Origin of the sequence: Streptomyces sp. NPDC057010 (assembly GCF_042673805.1) — a bacterium.
GTDB lineage: Bacteria > Actinomycetota > Actinomycetes > Streptomycetales > Streptomycetaceae > Streptomyces.
The window spans coordinates 62,601-82,511 of the sequence record NZ_JBHUSC010000031.1 but is presented as its reverse complement, the minus strand read 5'-3'; the positions used below and the strand labels follow the sequence as shown (position 1 = coordinate 82,511).

General features: G+C 71.4%; 17 protein-coding genes. 11 read left to right on the top strand and 6 right to left on the bottom strand.

Translation table 11 applies throughout. The annotated features are described in order from the left end of the window. Positions 1-460: 460 nt before the first annotated feature. The 3 genes from ACFTXQ_RS24195 to ACFTXQ_RS24185 all read right to left on the bottom strand — a co-directional run bounded on the left by ACFTXQ_RS24195 (position 461) and on the right by ACFTXQ_RS24185 (position 2,337). Positions 461-850 (bottom strand): WhiB family transcriptional regulator, encoded by a 390-nt coding sequence (locus tag ACFTXQ_RS24195; RefSeq protein WP_382644064.1) that lies wholly within the window; start codon positions 848-850, stop codon positions 461-463. 144 nt (positions 851-994) lie between these two features. Then, the gene (locus ACFTXQ_RS24190) at positions 995-1,594 is read right to left on the bottom strand and encodes a TIGR03086 family metal-binding protein (protein ID WP_382644062.1); all 600 of its coding nucleotides are present in this window, start codon (positions 1,592-1,594) and stop codon (positions 995-997) included. A 62-nt stretch (positions 1,595-1,656) separates the two neighbouring features. Then, the gene (locus ACFTXQ_RS24185) at positions 1,657-2,337 is read right to left on the bottom strand and encodes a DUF1707 domain-containing protein (protein WP_382644060.1); all 681 of its coding nucleotides are present in this window, start codon (positions 2,335-2,337) and stop codon (positions 1,657-1,659) included. 171 nt (positions 2,338-2,508) lie between these two features. Here ACFTXQ_RS24185 and ACFTXQ_RS24180 point away from each other — a divergent pair, with 171 nt between their 5' ends. The 6 genes from ACFTXQ_RS24180 to ACFTXQ_RS24155 all read left to right on the top strand — a co-directional run bounded on the left by ACFTXQ_RS24180 (position 2,509) and on the right by ACFTXQ_RS24155 (position 9,025). Then, entirely contained in the window at positions 2,509-4,173 is a 1,665-nt protein-coding gene (locus tag ACFTXQ_RS24180) for a fumarate hydratase (protein ID WP_382644059.1), read from the top strand. Between the two features lie 158 nt (positions 4,174-4,331). After that, on the top strand, positions 4,332-5,771 hold the full coding sequence (locus ACFTXQ_RS24175) for a hypothetical protein (RefSeq protein ID WP_382644057.1): 1,440 nt from the start codon (positions 4,332-4,334) through the stop codon (positions 5,769-5,771). 12 nt (positions 5,772-5,783) lie between these two features. Then, the gene (locus ACFTXQ_RS24170) at positions 5,784-6,395 is read left to right on the top strand and encodes a hypothetical protein (RefSeq protein ID WP_382644055.1); all 612 of its coding nucleotides are present in this window, start codon (positions 5,784-5,786) and stop codon (positions 6,393-6,395) included. 48 nt (positions 6,396-6,443) lie between these two features. Next, complete coding sequence (locus ACFTXQ_RS24165; protein ID WP_382644053.1) at positions 6,444-7,292, top strand: histidine kinase; 849 nt, start codon at positions 6,444-6,446, stop codon at positions 7,290-7,292. A gap of 38 nt (positions 7,293-7,330) precedes the next feature. Continuing rightward, positions 7,331-7,774 carry a hypothetical protein gene (locus ACFTXQ_RS24160; RefSeq protein ID WP_382644051.1) on the top strand — a complete coding sequence of 148 codons (444 nt, stop codon included), beginning with the start codon at positions 7,331-7,333 and terminating at the stop codon, positions 7,772-7,774. A gap of 480 nt (positions 7,775-8,254) precedes the next feature. Beyond that, a complete protein-coding gene (locus tag ACFTXQ_RS24155; RefSeq protein ID WP_382644049.1) occupies positions 8,255-9,025 on the top strand; it encodes a glycerophosphodiester phosphodiesterase in 771 nt (256 codons plus the stop codon). A gap of 29 nt (positions 9,026-9,054) precedes the next feature. Here ACFTXQ_RS24155 and ACFTXQ_RS24150 read toward each other — a convergent pair whose 3' ends face one another. Together ACFTXQ_RS24150 and ACFTXQ_RS24145 are read right to left on the bottom strand one after the other, a co-directional pair. Beyond that, on the bottom strand, positions 9,055-9,498 hold the full coding sequence (locus ACFTXQ_RS24150; protein WP_382644047.1) for a hypothetical protein: 444 nt from the start codon (positions 9,496-9,498) through the stop codon (positions 9,055-9,057). Positions 9,499-9,575: 77 nt separating this feature from the next. Then, the gene (locus ACFTXQ_RS24145; RefSeq protein ID WP_382644045.1) at positions 9,576-11,114 is read right to left on the bottom strand and encodes a ricin-type beta-trefoil lectin domain protein; all 1,539 of its coding nucleotides are present in this window, start codon (positions 11,112-11,114) and stop codon (positions 9,576-9,578) included. 108 nt (positions 11,115-11,222) lie between these two features. On the opposite strand from ACFTXQ_RS24145, the gene ACFTXQ_RS24140 reads away from it, so the two are divergent. From ACFTXQ_RS24140 to ACFTXQ_RS24130, 3 genes are all read left to right on the top strand, one after another. Then, a complete protein-coding gene (locus ACFTXQ_RS24140) occupies positions 11,223-12,626 on the top strand; it encodes a class II fumarate hydratase (RefSeq protein ID WP_382644043.1) in 1,404 nt (467 codons plus the stop codon). A 113-nt stretch (positions 12,627-12,739) separates the two neighbouring features. Then, positions 12,740-13,447, top strand: a complete 708-nt coding sequence (locus tag ACFTXQ_RS24135; RefSeq protein WP_382644041.1) for a DUF402 domain-containing protein — start codon at positions 12,740-12,742, stop codon at positions 13,445-13,447. Between the two features lie 256 nt (positions 13,448-13,703). Beyond that, positions 13,704-16,049: a SpoIIE family protein phosphatase gene (locus ACFTXQ_RS24130; RefSeq protein ID WP_382644039.1), complete on the top strand. Its 2,346-nt coding sequence runs from the start codon at positions 13,704-13,706 to the stop codon at positions 16,047-16,049. A gap of 82 nt (positions 16,050-16,131) precedes the next feature. Here the strand turns inward: ACFTXQ_RS24130 and ACFTXQ_RS24125 are convergent, their stop codons facing one another. Beyond that, positions 16,132-18,405, bottom strand: coding sequence for a transglycosylase domain-containing protein (locus tag ACFTXQ_RS24125; RefSeq protein WP_382644037.1), 2,274 nt, complete (start codon positions 18,403-18,405; stop codon positions 16,132-16,134). Positions 18,406-18,657: 252 nt separating this feature from the next. Here ACFTXQ_RS24125 and ACFTXQ_RS24120 point away from each other — a divergent pair, with 252 nt between their 5' ends. Continuing rightward, on the top strand, positions 18,658-19,572 hold the full coding sequence (locus tag ACFTXQ_RS24120) for an SPFH domain-containing protein (protein ID WP_382644035.1): 915 nt from the start codon (positions 18,658-18,660) through the stop codon (positions 19,570-19,572). After that, on the top strand, positions 19,569-19,898 hold the full coding sequence (locus tag ACFTXQ_RS24115; RefSeq protein ID WP_382644033.1) for an AT hook motif protein: 330 nt from the start codon (positions 19,569-19,571) through the stop codon (positions 19,896-19,898). Before ACFTXQ_RS24120 ends, ACFTXQ_RS24115 begins: the two co-directional genes overlap by 4 nt. The last annotated feature ends 13 nt before the right edge of the window (positions 19,899-19,911 follow it).

The window sequence follows — 19,911 nt, the reverse complement described above, 5'->3', positions numbered from 1 at the left end:
GCCCTGTCCGGGGTTGCTTCGTCGGGCGGGAGCGTGCGCCGAAATCATCTCGTTTTAGTCCCGGCCGACACCCCACCCCGTCCCCGACCCCGACCGGCACATCCAGTCCCGGCCGGGCACACATTCAGCCTCGCCCGGCAAACTCCAACCGCGCCGGGCAAGATCCAGCCTCGCCGGGCAAACTCCAACCTCGCCGGGCAAACTCCAACCTCGCCGGGCACAATCCAGCCTCGCCGGGCACAATCCAGCCTCGCCGGGCACAATCCAGCCTCGCCGGCGTTTGAGGCGCGGGGTACGGGGCGGAGCCCCGGTCTTTGAGCCGCACCTGCGCAGGCTCGCCGGGCAAACTCCAGCCCCTCCGGCGATTGAGGAGCGGGGTACGGGGCGGAGCCCCGGATTCTTGAGCCGCACCTGTGCGGCGGGGCGGGCAAAGTCCAGCCCCACCGGCGGAGCCCGGGGGCTAGCCCGCGGCGGCGATGGGGCCGGGCGCCGGGCGTTCCGCGGAGCGGCGCCGCATGCGGGCCAGGACCACCCGCCGTTCGGCGGCGGTGAGGCCGCCCCAGACCCCGTACGGCTCGGGCTGGAGCAGCGCGTGCTCCCGGCAGGCGACCATCACCGGGCAGCGTGCGCAGACCCGCTTGGCGGCCTCCTCGCGGGAGAGCCGGGCCGCCGTCGGCTCCTTGGAGGGGGCGAAGAAGAGCCCCGCCTCGTCACGGCGGCAGACCGCCTCCGCGTGCCACGGGCCGTCCTCTTCCCGCGCCGGCACCCGCGGCTTCGGCACGGCGGCCGGACGCCCCTGAAGGGTCTGTATGGCGGCAACCTGCAGGGACTGATGCGGCGGGTGCGGCACGGTCTACTCCTGACGACGGATACGCGAGCGAGAGACGATGCACCTGTCCCTACCCGCTGTGCGCGCCCCTATGCACTGTGTGCCACCGGCCCGCAGGGGTTCGTCCGAAACGTGCCCCTCCCCCGCGGCCCCCCGCGCACCCCGTCACGCCGCGGGCGGCGCCCACCGGGGATCGCGGCCCAGGAAGGCCAGCAGGGCGTCCGCGTCACCGCTCGCCGCGCCGGCCGCCGGCTCGAGCGGGGAGCCGTAGGCGAAGCCGCGCAGGGGCTCGACGAGGGCGTCGGCGGCCGGGCGCAGCGCGGCGGCCAGGGCGTCCGTCAGCGGCGACGGCTGCCCGGTGGCGACGGCGAGGTCCCAGGCGTGCACCGCCGCGTCGAGGGCGGCGGCGCCGACGGCCGTCTCGGCGGCCACGGCGAACGGGGGCAGCGGGACGGAGACCTCCGCGGTCCCGGGCACGACCCCGGCGAAGGCCTCGGCCGCGGCGGCGAGCGCCGGCTCCAGCAGCTGCGCCGGCGGTCCCACCAGGGCCCCGGAGGGCGCGAAGGGGTCCTCGGAGGGGCCCGGGTCTCCCGTGAGGCGGGCGGCGTAGGCGAGCTGGTCACCGGCCGCGTGCTGGAACACCTGGGTGACGTTCCACTGCTCGCACGGCGTCGGCCGGTCCCAGGCATCGGCGGGGACGCCGATGACGGCGATGCGCAGGGCTTCGTGCGCGTGGTCGAGCAGGTCCCACTTGGATACGGTCATGATCCGGATCCTAGAAGCACTTCGGCCAAATACCGCCGGAGCAGGGCCGATTGGCGCGATCGTCAGCCGTCCAGGCGCTTGCGCAGCTTCAGGGCCAGGTCGACCAGGCGGGCACCGAACCGGGGGCGGGCCTCGATGTTGCCGAGCAGCGCGAAACCGCGGACGATGACCACCGGCGCCTGCGGGTCGGTCTCCCCCCGGCCCTCGCCGCGCACCTCGAAGTTGCCGAGGACGCCGCTGCCGTAGCCGCGCAGGGTGACGTTCTCCGGGACCAATACCTCGACGTTCCCGAGGACGCACGTCACGCTGATCTCGGTGACCTGCTGCTCGAAGACCGCCTCGGTGAGGTCGATGGTGATGTCGCCCATGACCGAAACCGCGCGGGTGTGCGCGCCGGGGCGCCAGCGGCCCTTGCGGGCGGAGCTGCTGCACACGGCGACGACGTTCTCCACGGGACCGCCGGAGCCGGGGGGCGCGTAGGCGGGCGAGGCGTACGCGGCCGCGCCGTGGCCGCCGCCGGGCGCGGGCAGGTCCCGTACGAGGACTTCCAGCTCGCCCACCGTCTTGAGGGCGTACAGCGAGTCCAGGCGCTCGGAGTGCTCCTCGGAGGTCAGCCGGCCCTCGGCGAGGGCGTCGGCCAGGATCTGCGCGATCCGGTCCCGGTCCGCGTCGGAGGCGCGCAGCTCGGCGGCGGGCGCCGGGGCGGGGGCGGCAGGGGCGGCGGGGTGCTTTTCCAGGTCCACGGCACCCAGCATAGCGAGACACGATAGATCGCGATACTCCTGAGTGGAGCGGAGCGCGCCCCGAGTGAGCCTTACCTCACAACCACGGCCGCGTCGAGAGGTTCTACGCTGGATGACCGCGCTGCCAATTGGTCGCCAGTGCTGTCTGCCGAGTGAGGAATGACTGCCGTCATGCCAGAGTTTGCGTACACCGACCTCCTGCCCCTGGGCGAGGACTCCACCCCCTACCGGCTGGTGACCGCCGAGGGCGTGTCCACCTTCGAGGCGGACGGCCGTACGTTCCTCAAGGTCGAGCCGGAGGCGCTGCGCAAGCTGGCCGAAGAGGCCATCCACGACATCCAGCACTTCCTGCGCCCCGCGCACCTCGCGCAGCTGCGCCGCATCATCGACGACCCCGAGGCCTCCTCGAACGACAAGTTCGTCGCGCTCGACCTCCTGAAGAACGCGAACATCGCGGCGGCCGGCGTCCTGCCGATGTGCCAGGACACGGGCACGGCGATCGTGATGGGCAAGCGCGGCCAGAACGTCCTGACGGAGGGCGGCGACGAGGCGGCCCTCTCCCGCGGCATCTACGACGCGTACACCCGCCTGAACCTGCGCTACTCCCAGATGGCCCCGATCACCATGTGGGAGGAGAAGAACACCGGCTCGAACCTGCCCGCGCAGATCGAGCTCTACGCGACCGACGGCGGCGCGTACAAGTTCCTCTTCATGGCGAAGGGCGGCGGCTCCGCGAACAAGTCCTTCCTCTACCAGGAGACGAAGGCGGTCCTCAACGAGGCCTCCATGATGAAGTTCCTGGAGGAGAAGATCCGCTCGCTCGGTACGGCGGCCTGCCCGCCCTACCACCTGGCGATCGTGGTCGGCGGCACCTCGGCCGAGCACGCGCTGAAGACCGCCAAGTACGCCTCGGCGCACTACCTGGACGAGCTCCCCACCGAGGGCTCCCCGCTGGGCCACGGCTTCCGCGACCTCGACCTGGAGCAGCAGGTCTTCGAGCTGACCCAGAAGATCGGCATCGGCGCGCAGTTCGGCGGCAAGTACTTCTGCCACGACGTCCGCGTCGTCCGCCTCCCCCGCCACGGCGCGTCGCTGCCCGTCGCGATCGCCGTGTCCTGCTCGGCGGACCGCCAGGCGGTCGCGAAGATCACCGCCGAGGGCGTCTTCCTGGAGCAGCTGGAGACGGACCCGGCGCGATTCCTGCCGGACACGACGGACGCGCACCTGGACGAGTCGGCGGACGTGGTCAAGATCGACCTGACCCAGCCGATGGACGACATCCTCGCGACCCTCACGCAGCACCCGGTGAAGACGCGGCTCTCCCTGACCGGCCCGCTGGTCGTGGCCCGCGACATCGCGCACGCCAAGATCAAGGAACTGCTGGACTCGGGCGCGGAGATGCCCCAGTACCTGAAGGACCACCCGGTCTACTACGCCGGCCCCGCGAAGACCCCCGAGGGCTACGCCTCCGGCTCCTTCGGCCCGACCACGGCCGGCCGCATGGACTCCTACGTGGAGCAGTTCCAGGCGGCGGGCGGCTCCAAGGTCATGCTGGCCAAGGGCAACCGCTCGCAGCAGGTCACCGACGCGTGCGGCACGCACGGCGGCTTCTACCTGGGCTCGATCGGCGGCCCGGCGGCCCGCCTGGCGCAGGACTGCATCAAGAAGGTCGAGGTCCTGGAGTACGAGGAGCTCGGCATGGAGGCGGTCTGGAAGATCGAGGTCGAGGACTTCCCGGCGTTCATCGTCGTGGACGACAAGGGCAACGACTTCTTCCAGAACCCGGCCCCGGAACCGACGTTCACCCACATCCCGGTCCGCGGCCCGGGCCTGTAGCGCGAAACCGGTCGGGTGTTCGGCGGCGTACGCGAGACGCCGCCGAACACCCCGCCCACGCGATCCCCCGAAACCCGCCCAAGTCCCCTGACGGCCAACAGAATTCGAATGTATAGGCTGCCCTGGAAGACTTGACCGATATGCGGTGGGGGAACGGCATGCTGACGTACCAGGAAGTGATGACGACCGACTACGGGCGCCTCCTGACGGCAGCCGACAAGTGGCAGTCGATGGCGGAGGAGATCCGCAAGGTCGAGGAACGCTATCGAGACAGCGTCCAGAAGATCCACACGAGTGGTAACTGGGTCGGCGTCAGTTCGACGGCGTCGTTCACGAACTTCGAGGCGACCCGGTACGAGTACCAGGCCGCGCAGACCCAGGCGAAGGCGACCGCCACACTGCTACGCAACGGGCACCAGCAGCTCACCGAGCTCAAGAAGACGCTGGAGAACGCGCGCGCCGACGCGATCAAGGCAGGGATGAGCGTCTCCGGGTCGGGAGAAGTGGCCTTCGACTACGGCAAGCTCAGCGCCGCCGAGAAGAACGCCATGCACCACGACCCGGATTACCTGACGAGCGTCAGAACGGCCGAACAGTCCTGGCGCGACTACATCAAGGAGTGTGTCAAGGCCGTCGACGAGGCCGACCAGGACCTGCGCAAGGACCTGGAGGCCGTCGTCAAGGACGGCCCGGGCGGCAAGGGCGACGGCACCTTGGGTACCGGCTTCAACGGGCAGGCAGGGGACGTTGCCAAGGCCGACGACGCGCAGAAGCAGGAGCGCTTCGACCTCGCCTGGCTGAAGATGCGGGACAACGAGACCCTCGACGACTACATCGAGCGGCTCCAGAAGGAGGGCGTGACCCGCCTCACGGGCAACCCGAAGCTGGCAGAACTGGTCTCCAACGTCAGCAAGTCCACCGTGACGGCCGGCGCCTTCGCCACCGCGCTCACAGCCGTCGGCATGAACTCCATCAAGCTGACCGGCTACTTCAAGGACGTGAAGGCCGGTAACTTCCCGAAGGCCTTCAACGCGCCGGGCACTCTGATGGAGCGCAATGTCAACGCTCGGCTGGCGGGAGCGGCTCCGGGCGGACTGTTGAGCAAACTGCCACCCAACGTTGCGGCCGCGCTCACTGGCTCCGACGAGGCGGCCATGTGGGGTAGCCAGATGAAGAACGGCCGCTTCTTCATACCCGCAGCCTCCGAGGCCAATCTCGTGACGGTCGCCAGGCAGGGCGGTATGGCGAATGCGATGAAGGCGGCCGGTGCGATGCGCGGGCTGGGCGTGGTCGGAGGCGTCGCGGCCACCGCCTACGGCGTGGCGAACCTGGCCACGTACGACACCGACATGATCAAGAAGGATCCGGCGAAGTTCGCCTCCGACCTCACGGGTACGGCGTTCAGTGCATCGATGACTGCGCTGACCGTGGCTCCCAACCCGGTCACTGCCGGGCTGGCCGTGGGAACCGGTATCGCGTACGGCGCCGCACTGATCTGGGACAACCACGAAGCCATAGGCAAGGGCCTGGAGAAGGTCGGCGACGGCATCGCCAGCGGCGCCAAGAAGCTCGGCAGCGCGCTGAACCCGTTCGACTAGGAGGGCAGAGACATGCACAGCCAGAGCACCCCGTTCGAGCTGAGCACGTGGCAGGGCGGCGAAAAGGGTCAGCCTCGCCGGACCGGTTGGCAGGGGCAGTCTCCGGAGTGGGGCGAGATCACCGTGGCCTCGCTGCCCCACCCGCACGACAACGTCCGTGCCACCGAGGCCACCGGCGGTCAGATCCCCAGGGTCGTCTTCCAGTCCCGCGGCATCCAAGTGATGGTCACTGAGCGACCGACCCTGAACGGGGCGACGCTGCGCGTCGGGGACGCGGTGGTGTACCTGAAGCGGAACCGGTGGGCGGCCACGCACCGGGGCCGCGCTCTGCAGATGAAGTACGCCGGCGACCGTTACCGGCTCTGGGCGGTCAACCGCCGGGCGTACATCCTCATGCGCGAGGCGGACAACGAGGACCGCGGTGTCACCGTCAAGGTCAAGGAATCCGGCATCGGCAAGTGGAAGCGGGTCGACGTGAGCGTGACGGGCCGTGCGCTCGGGGCTGATATCGCGCTCGCCCTGGTGTTCACCGGGGTCGACCGGTCCGTGCTCACCCGCCGGGGTGCCGTGCGCGCGGGCCTCTCCCGGATCTTCCACGTGGCTGCGGATTCCGCCATGGGGTGATCGCAGACAAACCGACCCGACGGACCAACCGATGGAACGAGTGAACGTATGCCTTCCTATGACCTTTCCCGAGCCCGGTTCCGCCTGAGCGACGAGCACGTCTTCGTCCTCGTCCAAGTGGCCACAGGGGAACCCGTCCCGGGCGAGCTCCTCGCCGCACGCGAGGAACTGCGGGCGTGCGGGCTGATCGACGGCAACGGGCAACTGGCCCATGTACTCCTGCCCCTGCTCGACACGTTGATCGCCCCGACCGTGGTCGTCTCGCTGGAAGCGGCCGGTCGGCAAGGAGAGTTGCACCACGGGCTGCTCATCGGGCAGGACCATGTCATCTCCCACCAGGCCTGGCCGGGCTCAAGCGAGTCGGAGTACGCCTCAGTCGAGCCGAAGATGCTGGTGTGGGCGCTGGCGGACATGGTCAACCTGCGCCAGTCGGGTCCCGGGGGCGAGGCCGCTCGCGCAGCACAGCCGGACGCGGTGATCGAGACCCGGCTCGGAACGGTCGAGGCGGGTCTCCACGCGCTGGAGGGCCTCTCCTCCGCCGAGGCGCTGGGCTCCGAACGTGCGTACATCCACAAGGCGCTCGCGGAGAACGGGGGCCTCGGTGAAGCACAGGTCGCGCTGCTTGCCGACCTGATCGCCGACCTGCGCTCGAGCTGGCGGATGACCGCTGCCTGGCGGGGCCACCAGGAAGGCCGGGACGGGGTGGAAGGACGCGGCTTCGCGATCTGGGACTGCGGACCGCTGGGGTACTGGCACCGGGAGTTGCCCGCCGAGCCGGTGGCCTCGGACCAGGTGGGTCACGACAGCACTATGCGGCTGGTCCGAGTGGAACCGAAGCGGGTCTGGGAGCTGATGGCGGACCTCCTGCCCGAAGAAGGCGAACTGCGGAACGTCTGAGGCCGGTGGATTGGAATGACTGAGGGGGAGGACTGAACGTGTCGGTGGGCTTTGATCACGAGTGGAGCCAGGCGCGCGGCGGCTCGGCAGGTCAGCAGGTGGACATGCGGTTGAACAGCAGCGATGGTCCCGGAGCGCCGTCAACCCCTGGGGGATCGGGGAACTTCGCTTCCACTCCGGCTGAGAAGAGGACGGCGGCGAACACGATCGAGACCGAGCTGGAGCCGAACACCCAAAAGGCCATGGAGCACGCGGACGAGGCGACGAACACGGCGGTCGCGGGCTTCGAGGGCTGGGACACCGCCGCCGGTCTGAAGAAGGTCGCGGACACATGGGACAAGCAGGTCAAGAACCTGATGGGCCGACTCTCGTCCGAGAAGGGCGCGCTGCGGGGCGCCTCCGGTCTCTTCGTGAGCAATGACGTCGGTCTGGGTAACCAGTTCCGGCCGATCGGGTCCCAGTCGAAGTTGAACGGCCTGTAGGTCGTACGGCGTCGTCCTCGGGCCCTCTCCCCCGTTCGGGGAAGGGGCCCCGAGGACGACGTCACCCCCGCTCCGTTGGCCCCGGCACGGCGCTGAGCAGCTGCGCCTCGACCGGGGGTGACCGCGATGCCGTGCGCCCGGGCGGAGCGCAGCTGCGGCGGGGAGAGCCGGTAGACCTCGCGGACGGCCTTGAGCGGGGCGCCGCCCGGTCCGCCGATGGCGAGCCGGACCGTGCCCTCGCAGGCCACGATCCGCTCCCGGGCACACTCCGGGGCCGGGCCCCAACCACCGCCGCACGCCTGGATTCCCTACACCGGGCAGTACTGCGATTCCTCCCAGCGGAGCCTGCCGTCGACGATGTGCTGCCATGCCTCGAAGCGGCAGGACTCGCAGGGTTCGCAGTGCAATGTCCCGGACTGTTCAACCGTCGGCGCAGCCGCCGTACGGAACCGTCCATCGCATCCGGTTAACGTCTGACGCATGAATCCGCAGTCCATGCTTTCCACCGCCCGCGCCGTGCGCGTAGTGGCCCACCGCGGGGCCTCCCACGCGCACCCCGAGCACACGCTCGCCGCCTATCGGCAGGCCATCGCCGACGGGGCCGACGCGCTCGAGTGCGATGTGCGGCTCACCGCCGACCGGAAGCTGGTGTGCGTGCACGACCGGCGGGTGGAGCGGACCTCCGACGGGCGCGGGATCGTCTCCGAGATGACCTACGCGGAGCTCGCCGCGCTCGACTTCGGGCGGTGGAAGGGCGAGGAACACCGCGGAGCCCGGGTGCTGCTGTTCGAGGACCTGCTCAAGGAGGCGCTGGCCGCGCCGCGGCCGGTCGGGCTCGCCGTCGAGACCAAGCACCCGACGCGCGCGGGAGGCCGGCTGGAGGAGGAGCTCGCGCGGATGCTCCGCGCGTACGGGCTGGCGGACGGGGCCGACGGCCGCGTCGAGGTGATGAGCTTCTCGCGCAGCGCGCTGACCCGGATGCACCGGCTCGCCCCCGGACTGCCGACCGTGTTCCTGATCGAGCGCCGCATCCGCCCGGTCCGGCCCCCGTACGCGACCCACGCGGGCCCGGGCATCGAGCTCGTGCGGAAGGATCCGGGGCTGGTGGGCCGGCTCAAGGCCAAGGGGCTGGCCGTGCGGGTGTGGACCGTGGACGAGGCCGAGGACGTGGAGCTGTGCGTGCGGCTCGGCGTGGACACGATCATCACCAACCGCCCCCGGGAGGTGCGGGAGCTGCTCGACTCCCGCTGAGCGCCCACGCCCGGGCGGGCTCGACCGGGCTACGCAGCCAGGCGCCGGCGGGCCCGGCCGGCCGTCACCGCGCACGCGGCGACACCCGCCAGCGACCCCACGAGCAGGGGATTGACCCAGCCCGGGACGACCTCCACGCGGACGCCGCCGGGAAAGGTGCACAGCGTGGACACCGGGAAGTACCCGCGGTCGATCGCGATGTCGGCGTCCGGGGTCCGGTGGCTCTGCGGGCCGTGCTGCTCGGCGAGGGCCTCCACGCAGGGCCGGGTGGGGCGGGGGTCGAATCCGCTGAAGCTGCCCAGGGCGAAGGCGATGGCCGCGACGCTCAGGCACGCCACCGCGCCCTCGGTCCACTGCCCCGGGGCCGTCCGGCTCATGCCGGGCTGGCGGGTCGCCACCAGGTGGACGGCTTTGACGAGGAGGAACGCGGCTGCGGGCAGGGCCGTCAGCACGGCTATGGCGGTGATGATCACCGGCCCAGCCTGTCACAGGAGTTGGAGCCACCCGGCCGGGGTGCGCCGGCCGGGTGTGGGGGGTGCGGGGGCGGTGGTCAGACGAAGCGCTGGTTCGGCGAGCCGTTGCAGGGCTGGAGGCGGGCCGGGTCGTGGGCGGCGGCGACCGTCAGGCACATGCCGGGCGCGGCCGCGGGGCGGATGGTGGCGCCGTCGCGGACGAACTGCTGGTTCGCGCCGCCGTGGCAGTTCCAGATGATCACGCCGGTGCCCGCGCCGTAGTTGGCGCCGGGGGCGTCGAGGCAGCGGTCGTGGGTCAGCTCGACGTGGACCGACTTGCGGGCCGCGTCGTACCACCAGCCCTGGTTGCGGCCGCCGTGGCAGTCCCAGCCCAGGACGGCCGTCTCGTTGGCGCTGGAGCCGCCCTTCGCGTCGAGGCAGTTGGCCGTCGCCTCGTTCTTCAGGGGGGCGTAGAGGGAGTCCCAGGCTCCGGCCTGGAGGACCGGGGTGCCCGTGCTCGCGGGGTCGGCGCAGGAGGCCTCGCGCAGGCCCGAGTTGTAGAGCTGGGTCAGGCAGGACGCGAACGCGCCGTGGCCCCGGTAGTTGGGGTGGAAGGACTGGCGGGCGGTGTTCTCGTCCCACGGGAAGTGGTCGCCGAGGTCCAGGTAGAGGCCGCGGGCCCAGGTGTCCTCCATGCAGACCTCGTGGCCGTGGAAGAGCCGGGAGTTGTCGAGGTAGACCGCGCCGGAGGCGAGGGCGGCGGCCCGCATGCCCTTCTCGAAGGTGGGCACCGCGTAGTTGCGGCCCCAGGTGGCGTCTGAGTCGTAGCCGGCGCAGCCGCCGGGCAGCTTGCCGGGGAAGTTCGGGTTGTCGTTGAAGTCGGGGCCGATGGGGCTGGGGTAGCCCATCACCACGAGCTTGTAGTCGGAGTCGGCGTAGCCGGCGTCGCGCATGACCGTCTTGAGGTCCGCGACCGTGGCCTCGACCTTCGGCTTGAGGCCGTCGACGCGCGCCTGCCAGCCGGGCCCGTACTTGGGCTCGCAGGTGCCCTGGCTGAGCACCCAGCGGGTCACGCAGTCGGTCATGACCGGCCCGAACTGCAGGTCGTCGTTGGCGCCGGCGACCAGCAGCACCATCTTGATCCGGGTGTTGCGGGCCTTGATGGCGAGGTTGTCGCTCTGCACCAGCTCGTCGGCGTACTGCTTGCTGCCGCCGATCCTGATGTTGCCGGTGTAGCCGCCGGAGCAGGCGACGTTGAAGGTGAGGTCGGCCGGGATGCCGGTGCGGTGGATCGCCGAGTCGGGCGAGCGGTGGCACTGGTTGGACGAGGTGTTGGTCGCGGGGTCGTAGTTGCCGACGCCCTCGCCCGATATCTCGCTGTCGCCCAGCGAGATCAGGCCGGTCTTGCGCTCGCCGAGCGGACGGATCGCGGAGTCGCCGTAGATCTTGGTGGCCTCCGCGGCGCGGATCGCCTCCAGCTCGGGCGAGAGGGGGGTCACCGCCCCGGCGGTGGCGGCCGCGGGGGTCGCCGCCTGGGCCATGGGGGTGATGGCGGTGACGCCCCCGAGGGCGGCCGCGATCGCCGCGACGGCGGCGAAGGTAGATCTGAGCCTGGGTTTCGTGCGGGCACGTGCCATGAACGCCTCCCCTGATGTCGGTGTTACCCCCGGTATTTACTGGCCGGTAGGGGAGTTGGGAACACTTCGAACAAGACAATTGCTCAACTTTCAGAGGAGGCCACGAAGATGACCGAAGATCAGCAGGCCGACGGGTTCCGGATCGAGCACGACTCCATGGGCGACGTACGGGTCCCCGCGCACGCCAAGTGGCGCGCCCAGACCCAGCGCGCGGTGGAGAACTTCCCCATTTCCGGACAGCGGTTGGAGCGCGCCCACATCGAGGCGCTCGCCCGGATCAAGGCCGCGGCCGCGGCCGTGAACGCCAAGCTGGGGGTGGTGGACGAGGACGTCGCGGAGGCGATCCGGTCCGCCGCCGCCGAGGTCGCGGACGGGCGCTGGGACGAGCACTTCCCGGTGGACGTGTTCCAGACCGGCTCCGGAACCTCGTCCAACATGAACACCAACGAGGTGATCGCCACCCTGGCCACCGAACGCCTCGGCCGCGAGGTGCACCCCAACGACCACGTCAACGCCTCGCAGAGCTCGAACGACGTCTTCCCGTCCTCGATCCACATCGCCGCCACCGCCGCCGTCACCCACGACCTGATCCCCGCCCTGCGGCACCTCGCGACGGCCCTGACGCACAAGTCCGGCGAGTTCGCCGACGTGGTCAAGGCCGGGCGGACGCACCTGATGGACGCCACCCCGGTGACCCTGGGCCAGGAGTTCGGCGGGTACGCGGCCCAGGTCCACTACGGCATCGAGCGGCTCCAGTCGGCGCTGCCGCGGCTGGCCGAGCTGCCGCTGGGCGGCACGGCGGTCGGCACCGGGATCAACACCCCGCCCGGATTCTCCGCCGCCGTCATCGCCGAGGTGGCCGCCGCGACCGGACTGCCGCTGACCGAGGCCCGCGACCACTTCGAGGCCCAGGGGGCGCGGGACGCGCTGGTGGAGACCTCGGGCATGCTCCGTACGATCGCCGTCTCGCTCACCAAGATCTCCAACGACCTGCGCTGGATGGCCTCCGGCCCGCGCACCGGATTGGCCGAAATCAATCTCCCGGATCTCCAGCCGGGCTCCTCGATCATGCCCGGGAAGGTCAATCCGGTCGTCCCGGAGGCCGTCCTGATGGTCGCCGCCCAGGTGATGGGGAACGACGCGACGGTCGCCGTCGCGGGCGCGGCCGGGAACTTCGAGCTCAATGTGATGCTCCCGGTGATGGCCAGGAACCTCCTCGAATCCATCCGCCTCCTCGGCAACGCGAGCCGTCTGCTGGCCGACCGCACCATCGCCGGGATCACCGCGAACACGGCCCGGGCCAGGGAGTACGCCGAGTCCTCGCCCTCCGTCGTGACCCCGCTCAACCGGTACATCGGCTACGAGGAGGCGGCCAAGGTCGCCAAGAGGTCCCTCGCCGAGCGGAAGACGATCAGGGAGGTCGTGCTGGAGGCCGGCTACGTCGAGCGCGGCGCGCTCACCCTGGAGCAGCTGGACGAGGCCCTGGACGTCCTGCGCATGACACACCCCTGACGGGGCCGGCACGCGCCCCCGGGCGGGGGCCGGATTCGGTCGTTTCCCGTCCCTTGACACCTCGGTGACCTGCACCGCAGCGGGCGTACGGGCCCCCGCCCTAAGATCTGCGCATGACAGGTACCTTCCGGCCCGGGGGCCGCGCGGCACAGAGCGGCGCGCAGGGCGAGCGCTGGGCGCCCGGGGAGCAGATCCTCTGGCGCTACCGCGACCACGCCCCGGGGCCGAAGGGCGCGGTCCACATCTGCCGCCCGGTGACCGTGGTGCAGGACACCGACGAGCTGCTGGCCGTCTGGATGGCCCCCGGCACCGAGTGCGTCAAGCCGGTCCTCGCCGACGGCACCCCCGTCCACGAGGAGCCGCTCGCCACCCGCTACACCGCGGCGCGCACCACCGTACGGTCGCGCTGGTTCGGTGCGGGGGTCCTCAAGCTGGCCCGGCCCGGTGATCCGTGGTCGGTGTGGCTGTTCTGGGAGCACGGCTGGCGGTTCAAGAGCTGGTACGTGAACCTGGAGGAGCCCAGGTCGCGCTGGTCGGGCGGGGTCGACTCGGTGGACCACTTCCTCGACATCTCCGTCTATCCCGACCGCACCTGGAAGTGGCGGGACGAGGACGAGTTCGCGCAGGCCCAGCGGTCCGGGCTGATGGACCGGGAGCAGGCGCGGCAGGTGCAGGCCGCCGGGCGGGCGGCGGTGAACGTGATCAAGGCGTGGGGTGCGCCGTTCTCCGACGGCTGGGAGGACTGGCGGCCCGATCCGGCCTGGGGGGTTCCGGTTCTGCCGAAGGACTGGGACCGCACTCCGGCGCATATGACCTCATGAGACCCTTGATGCGCCCCCGGGGTTCAAACGTAGGATCGTCCTCCGCAAGGTCGCGCGCGCGGGGCCGTCTCTACGGGCCGTTCCTCCGCAAGTGTCGCGCCGCACGCGGGACTTGACCGGAGGCAGCGCAGGGCGAGAGGTAACGAGGGGGACGCGGAAACCCCGGGTGATGGTGCCCGGGCCGCTGAGCGGGTATACCGCGACTGACCGAGTTGAGTGCAGCGCACATCGAGCGCAAACGGACGGAATTGCACGCGTGACGGAGTACCCCACCTCTCAGGAGGGCCCGCAGCCCGTCGCCTCCGGCGGAGGTACGGACGAGGCCGGCCACGGCAAGGCGCCCATCGCCGCCGAGGCCGTACGCACGCATGCCGCGGGCTCCGGCACCGGCCCCGCGGCGGAGCCCGGCGGCGCGGCCGCCGCGGCCTCCGACCCCCGTGCGGCCCGCGCTGCGGCGGGCCCGGGCGCCGGTCTCCCCCGCCCCCGCGGCCAGGCCGCCGGGCTCGACGACGGCCAGGGCAGCGCCCGCGCACGGGACGGCGTCGCCGCCCGGAACGCGGCGGGCGCCGGTGCCGGTGCGGGTGCCGGTGCCGGTGCCGGGCTCCCCCGGCCCCACGGCAAGGCGACGGGCGCCTCCGGCGAGGTACCGGCCCAGGCGGATCCCGGCCAGGGCAACGCACGCTCCCGGGACGGCCGGCAGACCGGCGACCCCACCCTGCCGGACACCGCCCCCGAGGCCGACGGGACCGCCGGCCAGGATGCCGCGTACCGCGCCGGGAGTGGCGGGAGCGTGATACCGGCCGGGGGCGGAGAGGTCAGCGCCGCCCGCCGCGAAGGCGACCGGCTGCGGTTCGTCGGCGCCGCCACCCGGCGGATCGCCCGCGGCATCGACCTCGACGAGATCGTGCTCGGCCTGTGCCGGGCCACCGTGCCCACCTTCTCCGACGCGATCCTCGTCTACCTGCGCGACCCGCTCCCGGTCGGGGACGAGCGCCCCGTCGGCCCGGTCGTTTTAAGGCTCCGGCGCACCGACCGGCTCCGGCCGATCGACGACCTCACCGACAGCAGCAGCACCATCGGCGCGGGGCTGGACCTCGCCGGGGCCGCGGGGGCCACCGGCGAGCTCGACTTCAGCCAGCTGCCGCTGGTCGGCCCGCAGGGTGACCTGCCCGCGGCCGAGCTGTGCGAGATCCGGCCGGGCGGCGCGCTCGCCGAGGTGCTGCGCGGCGTACGGCCCGTCTTCGGTTCCTCCGCCGCCGCGAAGGCCGCACTGCCCGAACTGCTCGGCGCGGAGCATCCGCTGCCGCGCGGCAACCGGGCCGTCCTCGCGCCGCTGCGCGGCCGCCGCCGGGTGATCGGCGCCGCCGTGTTCCTGCGCAGCCCCGAGCGGCCCGCCTTCGAGCAGAACGACCTCCTGGTCGCCGCCCAGCTGGCCACCCACACCGCGCTCGGCATCGACAAGGCGGTCCTGTACGGCCGCGAGGCCTACATCGCCGACGAGCTCCAGCGCACCATGCTGCCCGACAGCCTGCCCCAGCCCACCGGGGTACGGCTCGCCTCGCGCTACCTGCCCGCCGCCGAGACGGCCCGGGTCGGCGGCGACTGGTACGACGCCATACCGCTGCCCGGCAGCCGGGTCGCGCTCGTCGTCGGCGACGTCATGGGCCACTCCATGACCTCCGCCGCGATCATGGGCCAGCTCCGCACCACCGCGCAGACGCTGGCCCAGCTGGACCTGCCCCCGGCGGAGGTGCTGCACCACCTGGACGAGCAGGCGCAGCGCCTCGGCTCCGACCGCATGGCCACCTGCCTGTACGCCGTCTACGACCCCGTATCGCACCGGATCACCATCGCCAACGCCGGCCACCCGCCGCCGGTGCTCCTGCACCTGGGCGGCCGCGCCGAGGTGCTCCGCGTCCCGCCCGGCGCCCCCATCGGCGTCGGCGGCGTGGACTTCGAGGCCGTGGAGCTGGACGCGCCAGCCGGGGCCACCCTGCTGCTCTACACGGACGGCCTGGTGGAATCGCGGCTGCGCGACGTGTGGACCGGCATCGAGCAGCTCCGCGAGCGCCTTGCGACCACGGCCCAGCTGACGGGCCTGGACCACCCGCCGCCGCTGGAGGCCCTGTGCGACGACGTCCTGGACATGCTCGGCCCGGGCGACCGGGACGACGACATCGCCCTGCTCGCGGCCCGGTTCGACGGGATCGCGCCCAGTGACGTCGCGTACTGGTTCCTCGACCCGGAGGAGACCGCTCCGGGCCGGGCCCGCCGCTTCGCCCGCCGCGCCCTGACCCGCTGGGGCCTGGAGGAGCTGAGCGATTCGCTGGAACTGCTGGTCAGCGAGGTCGTCACCAATGCCGTCCGGTACGCGGAACGGCCGGTGACCCTGCGCCTGCTGCGTACGGACGTCCTGCGCTGCGAGGTCGGCGACGACTCCCCGCAGCTGCCGCGCCAGCGCCGCGCCCGGGACACCGACGAGGGCGGCCGCGGCCTGTTCCTGGTCAACCGGATGGCGCGCCGCTGGGGCGCGACCCGGCTGAGCAGCGGCAAGGTGGTCTGGTTCGAGCTGCCGCTGCCCGGCCCCCACGAGCGGCGCTGAGCCGCACCGTCCGACGCAGGTACGCCACCGCCCCGCGAGCCCGAAGGCTGCGGGGCGGTGGCGTGTGTGTCCTGCTGCTCGTCTACTGCTCGGGGAACAGCGGCGGGTCCGGCGGCTTCGGACCGCCGGTCTTGGTCGCCGTCGGAGTCGGGGTCACCGTCGGAGTCGGCGGCTTCGGGCCGCCGGTCTTCGTCGCCGTCGGGGTCGGCGTCGGCGTCGGCGTCGGCGTGCTCGCCGGAGCGCTGCTGGTCGCCGGAGCGCTGGAGGACTGGCTCGCGGAGGGCGACGTGGAGACGCTGCGGGAGGGCGCCTGCGAGGCACCCATCTCGGCCTCCTTCAGGTCGAACTTCCCGGTGTCCTCGCCGTCGAGGGCGGCGAGGGTGTAGGCCTTCCAGATCGCGGCGGGGAAGCTGGAGCCACCCGCGCGGCCGCCGCCGGCGGTACCGGTCAGGGTGACCTGCTTGTGGGTACCGGGCTCCTCGCCGAACATCGCGACGACGGTGACCAGTTCCGGGGTGTAGCCGGTGAACCAGCCCGCCACGTTGGACTCGGTGGTACCGGTCTTACCGGCGGCCTCGTAGGCGCTGCTCTGGACCTTGTTGCCGGAACCGTCGTTGACGACGCCGGTGAGCACCTTGGTGACGGTGTCGGCGGTCTGGCGGGAGATGGCCTGGGCGCCGATGGCCGGTTCGGGCTTGAACTCGCGGTCCTTGTGCTCGGCGCTCTTGATGATGGTCGGGGTGACCTTCTTGCCGTGGTTGTCGAGGGACGCGTAGACGGCGGCCATCTCCACGGTGTTGGCGCTCATGGTGCCCAGCGACATGGCCGGCTTGTCCTCGGGCCAGCCGTCACGGTCCTTCATGCCGAGCGCGAGGGCCGTCTTCTTCACGGCCTGCGGCTTGGCGTCCACGATCATCTGCGCGTAGACGGAGTTGACCGAGTAGTTGGTCGCCTCCTGGACGGTGATCTCCTTGCCGTAGTCCTTGTCGTCCTGGTTCTGCGGGTTGAAGGGGATCTTGCTGCCCACGACCTGGCGCTTGCTGGTGCCGTCGTAGAGCGTGTTCGGGGTGATCGGCTTGCCGCCCTGGGTCGTGGCGTTGTTCTCCAGGGCGGAGGCGAGCACGATCGGCTTGAAGGTCGAGCCGGGCTGGTAGTCGGTGCGCAGGGCGTTGCTCGCGGACTTCTGCTCCAGGCCCTGGCCGCCGTACATCGCGACGATCGCACCGGTCTTGGCGTCCACGGAGGTGGCGCCGGCCTGGACGCTCTGGTCCTGGGGGCGCTCCTTGGTGTCCTCGCGGCGGAGCTTGGACTCCAGCTCGTCGTCGACCGCCTTCTCCAGCGCCGCCTGCTTCTTCGGGTCGATGTTGAGCGTGACGTTCCAGCCGCCGGCCGCGATCTGCGCGTCGGTGATGTCCTGCCGGTTCATCTCGTCGTTGGCGGCCTGGATCAGGTAGCCCTTCTGGCCGTCCATGCCGGGGCGGGGCTTGGGCTTGATGGGCTCCTGGAACGCCATGGTCTTGCGCTTGGCCTCGTCCAGCGCGCCCATCTCGACCATGTTGTCGAGGACGGCGTTGAAGCGGATCATGACCAGCCGCTTGCCGTTCGGGCCGGCGGTCGCCCAGTCGTACTGGCTGGGGGCCTGGATGACGGCGGCGAGGTAGGCGCCCTGCTCCAGCGTGAGCTTGTCGGCGTCGACGCCGTAGTAGGCCTGGGCCGCCGCCTGGATGCCGTAGGCGTTGCGGCCGTAGAAGTTGGTGTTCAGGTACCCGGCGAGGATGTCGTCCTTCTCCATGCGCTGGTCGACCTTGAGGGAGATCACGAGCTCCCTGAGCTTGCGCGTGGCCGACTGGTCCTGCGTCAGGTAGTAGTTCTTGACGTACTGCTGGGTGATCGTCGAACCGCCGGCCTTGCCCTTGCCGGTGACCGTGTTGAACAGGCCTCGGGCCGTGCCCATGAGGTCGATGCCGCGGTCCTTGTAGAAGGACTTGTTCTCGATGGCGATGAACGCGGTGCGGACGTCGGCCGGGATCTTGTCGATCGGGACGATCTCGCGGTTCATCTCACCGGTGCGGGCCATGAGCGAGCCGTCGGCGTACCGGTAGGTGTTGCTCTGGAGCGTGGCCTGCTTGTTCGGGTCGGTGGGTTCGTTCACCGAGAAGTACAGGACGATCGCCGCGGCCATGAGGAGGAGGATCGTCCCGAAGAACGCGCCGAGGATCTTCTTCCAGGTGAAGAAGCGACGTATGCCGGTGCGTTTGCCCGCGCCCGCCTTGCCCTTGGTGCCCTTCGCGCGTCCGCTCGGCGCACGCCGCGCACCGCGCTGCTGCTGCGCCATACGTGCTTCTGCTCGGCCCATCGCTCCCGCTCCGCTCGATTTCCCCCGATGTCAGCTCAGAAAGCTAACACCGCAGGTTGTGACAAAGGCTGGCCAACCTTGGCCAATACCGGTCAATTCGGACGTGAGAATCAGCACCCACGTCACAGGAACCGACGCACGTGAAGGCCAAAGGGTTGCCGTGCACACCCCCGGCGTATCGCGCGGACTCAAAAAGTGATATCACTTTGCTAAGCGACCCGACCGGTCGCGACCACGAGGAACGGGGGAACGATGACGAACACGAACACCTTCGCCACGCCGGGTGGCGTACGCGAGTTCACCGCGCGCAGCGTGGGCGGCGGCCTGGCGCTGCTGCTCGGACTGGTGGGCATCGCGGCGGGGGCGGGTCTGATCTCGGCCGGCGCGGTACTGACGGCCGCCGCCGCCAAGGCGTCGCTGATCGCGGCGGGCGTGCTGCTGACACTCGCCTCGGTCATCGCGATGAGCGGCCTGAACACGGTGGCGCCGGGCGAGGCGCGGGTGGTCCAGCTGTTCGGGCGGTACCGGGGCACCGTCCGTACGGACGGCCTGCGTTGGGTCAACCCGCTGACCTCCCGCGAGAAGATCTCCACGCGCGTACGCAACCACGAGACGGCCGTCCTGAAGGTCAACGACGCCTACGGCAACCCGATCGAGCTGGCGGCGGTCGTGGTGTGGCGGGTCGAGGACACGGCGCGGGCGGTGTTCGAGGTCGAGGACTTCACGGAGTTCGTGGAGACGCAGACGGAGGCGGCGGTCCGTCACATCGCGATCGAGTACCCGTACGACGCCCACGAGGAGGGCGGCCTGTCGCTGCGCGGGAACGCCGAGGAGATCACGGAGAAGCTGGCCGTCGAACTGCACGCGCGGGTGGAGGCGGCGGGCGTCCAGATCATCGAGTCCCGCTTCACGCATCTCGCGTACGCTCCGGAGATCGCCTCCGCGATGCTCCAGCGCCAGCAGGCGGGCGCGGTCGTGGCGGCCCGCAAGCAGATCGTGGAGGGCGCGGTGGGCATGGTCGAGCTGGCCCTGACCCGCCTGGCGGAGGAGGAGATCGTGGACCTGGACCCGGAACGCAAGGCCGCCATGGTCTCGAACCTGATGGTCGTCCTCTGCGGGGACCGCGCCGCGCAGCCGGTGCTCAACACGGGCACGCTCTACCAGTGACCGCCGGCGGCAACGAGCCCCCGGCCTCCGGGGGCGAAACGGCCCCCGGAGGCGAGCCGGACGCCCCGGGCACGGCCCCCGCCGCCGGCCCGGCGTCCCGCCCGCAGCGGCCCGCGCGGGCGGGGGCGCAGGCCCGCAAGCAGGTGCTGCTGCGGCTCGACCCCCAGGTCTACGACGCGCTGGCCCGCTGGGCGGGTGAGGAACTGCGCAGCGCCAACGCGCAGATCGAGTTCCTGCTGCGCCGCGCCCTCTCGGAAACCGGCCGCCTCCCCTCCTCCCCGTCCCCCATCCCCCGCCGCGGCCGCCCCCCGAAGTCCACCGACTGACCGGCCGCCGCGC

Coding starts and splice junctions, on each gene's coding strand:
- ACFTXQ_RS24190 (WP_382644062.1), bottom strand. CDS start 1,594: ATGACCGTATCCAAGTGGGACCTGCTCGACCACGCGCACGAAGCCCTG.
- ACFTXQ_RS24180 (WP_382644059.1), top strand. CDS start 2,509: ATGCCAGAGTTTGCGTACACCGACCTCCTGCCCCTGGGCGAGGACTCC.
- ACFTXQ_RS24175 (WP_382644057.1), top strand. CDS start 4,332: ATGCTGACGTACCAGGAAGTGATGACGACCGACTACGGGCGCCTCCTG.
- ACFTXQ_RS24170 (WP_382644055.1), top strand. CDS start 5,784: ATGCACAGCCAGAGCACCCCGTTCGAGCTGAGCACGTGGCAGGGCGGC.
- ACFTXQ_RS24165 (WP_382644053.1), top strand. CDS start 6,444: ATGCCTTCCTATGACCTTTCCCGAGCCCGGTTCCGCCTGAGCGACGAG.
- ACFTXQ_RS24155 (WP_382644049.1), top strand. CDS start 8,255: ATGAATCCGCAGTCCATGCTTTCCACCGCCCGCGCCGTGCGCGTAGTG.
- ACFTXQ_RS24145 (WP_382644045.1), bottom strand. CDS start 11,114: ATGGCACGTGCCCGCACGAAACCCAGGCTCAGATCTACCTTCGCCGCC.
- ACFTXQ_RS24140 (WP_382644043.1), top strand. CDS start 11,223: ATGACCGAAGATCAGCAGGCCGACGGGTTCCGGATCGAGCACGACTCC.
- ACFTXQ_RS24135 (WP_382644041.1), top strand. CDS start 12,740: ATGACAGGTACCTTCCGGCCCGGGGGCCGCGCGGCACAGAGCGGCGCG.
- ACFTXQ_RS24125 (WP_382644037.1), bottom strand. CDS start 18,405: ATGGGCCGAGCAGAAGCACGTATGGCGCAGCAGCAGCGCGGTGCGCGG.
- ACFTXQ_RS24120 (WP_382644035.1), top strand. CDS start 18,658: ATGACGAACACGAACACCTTCGCCACGCCGGGTGGCGTACGCGAGTTC.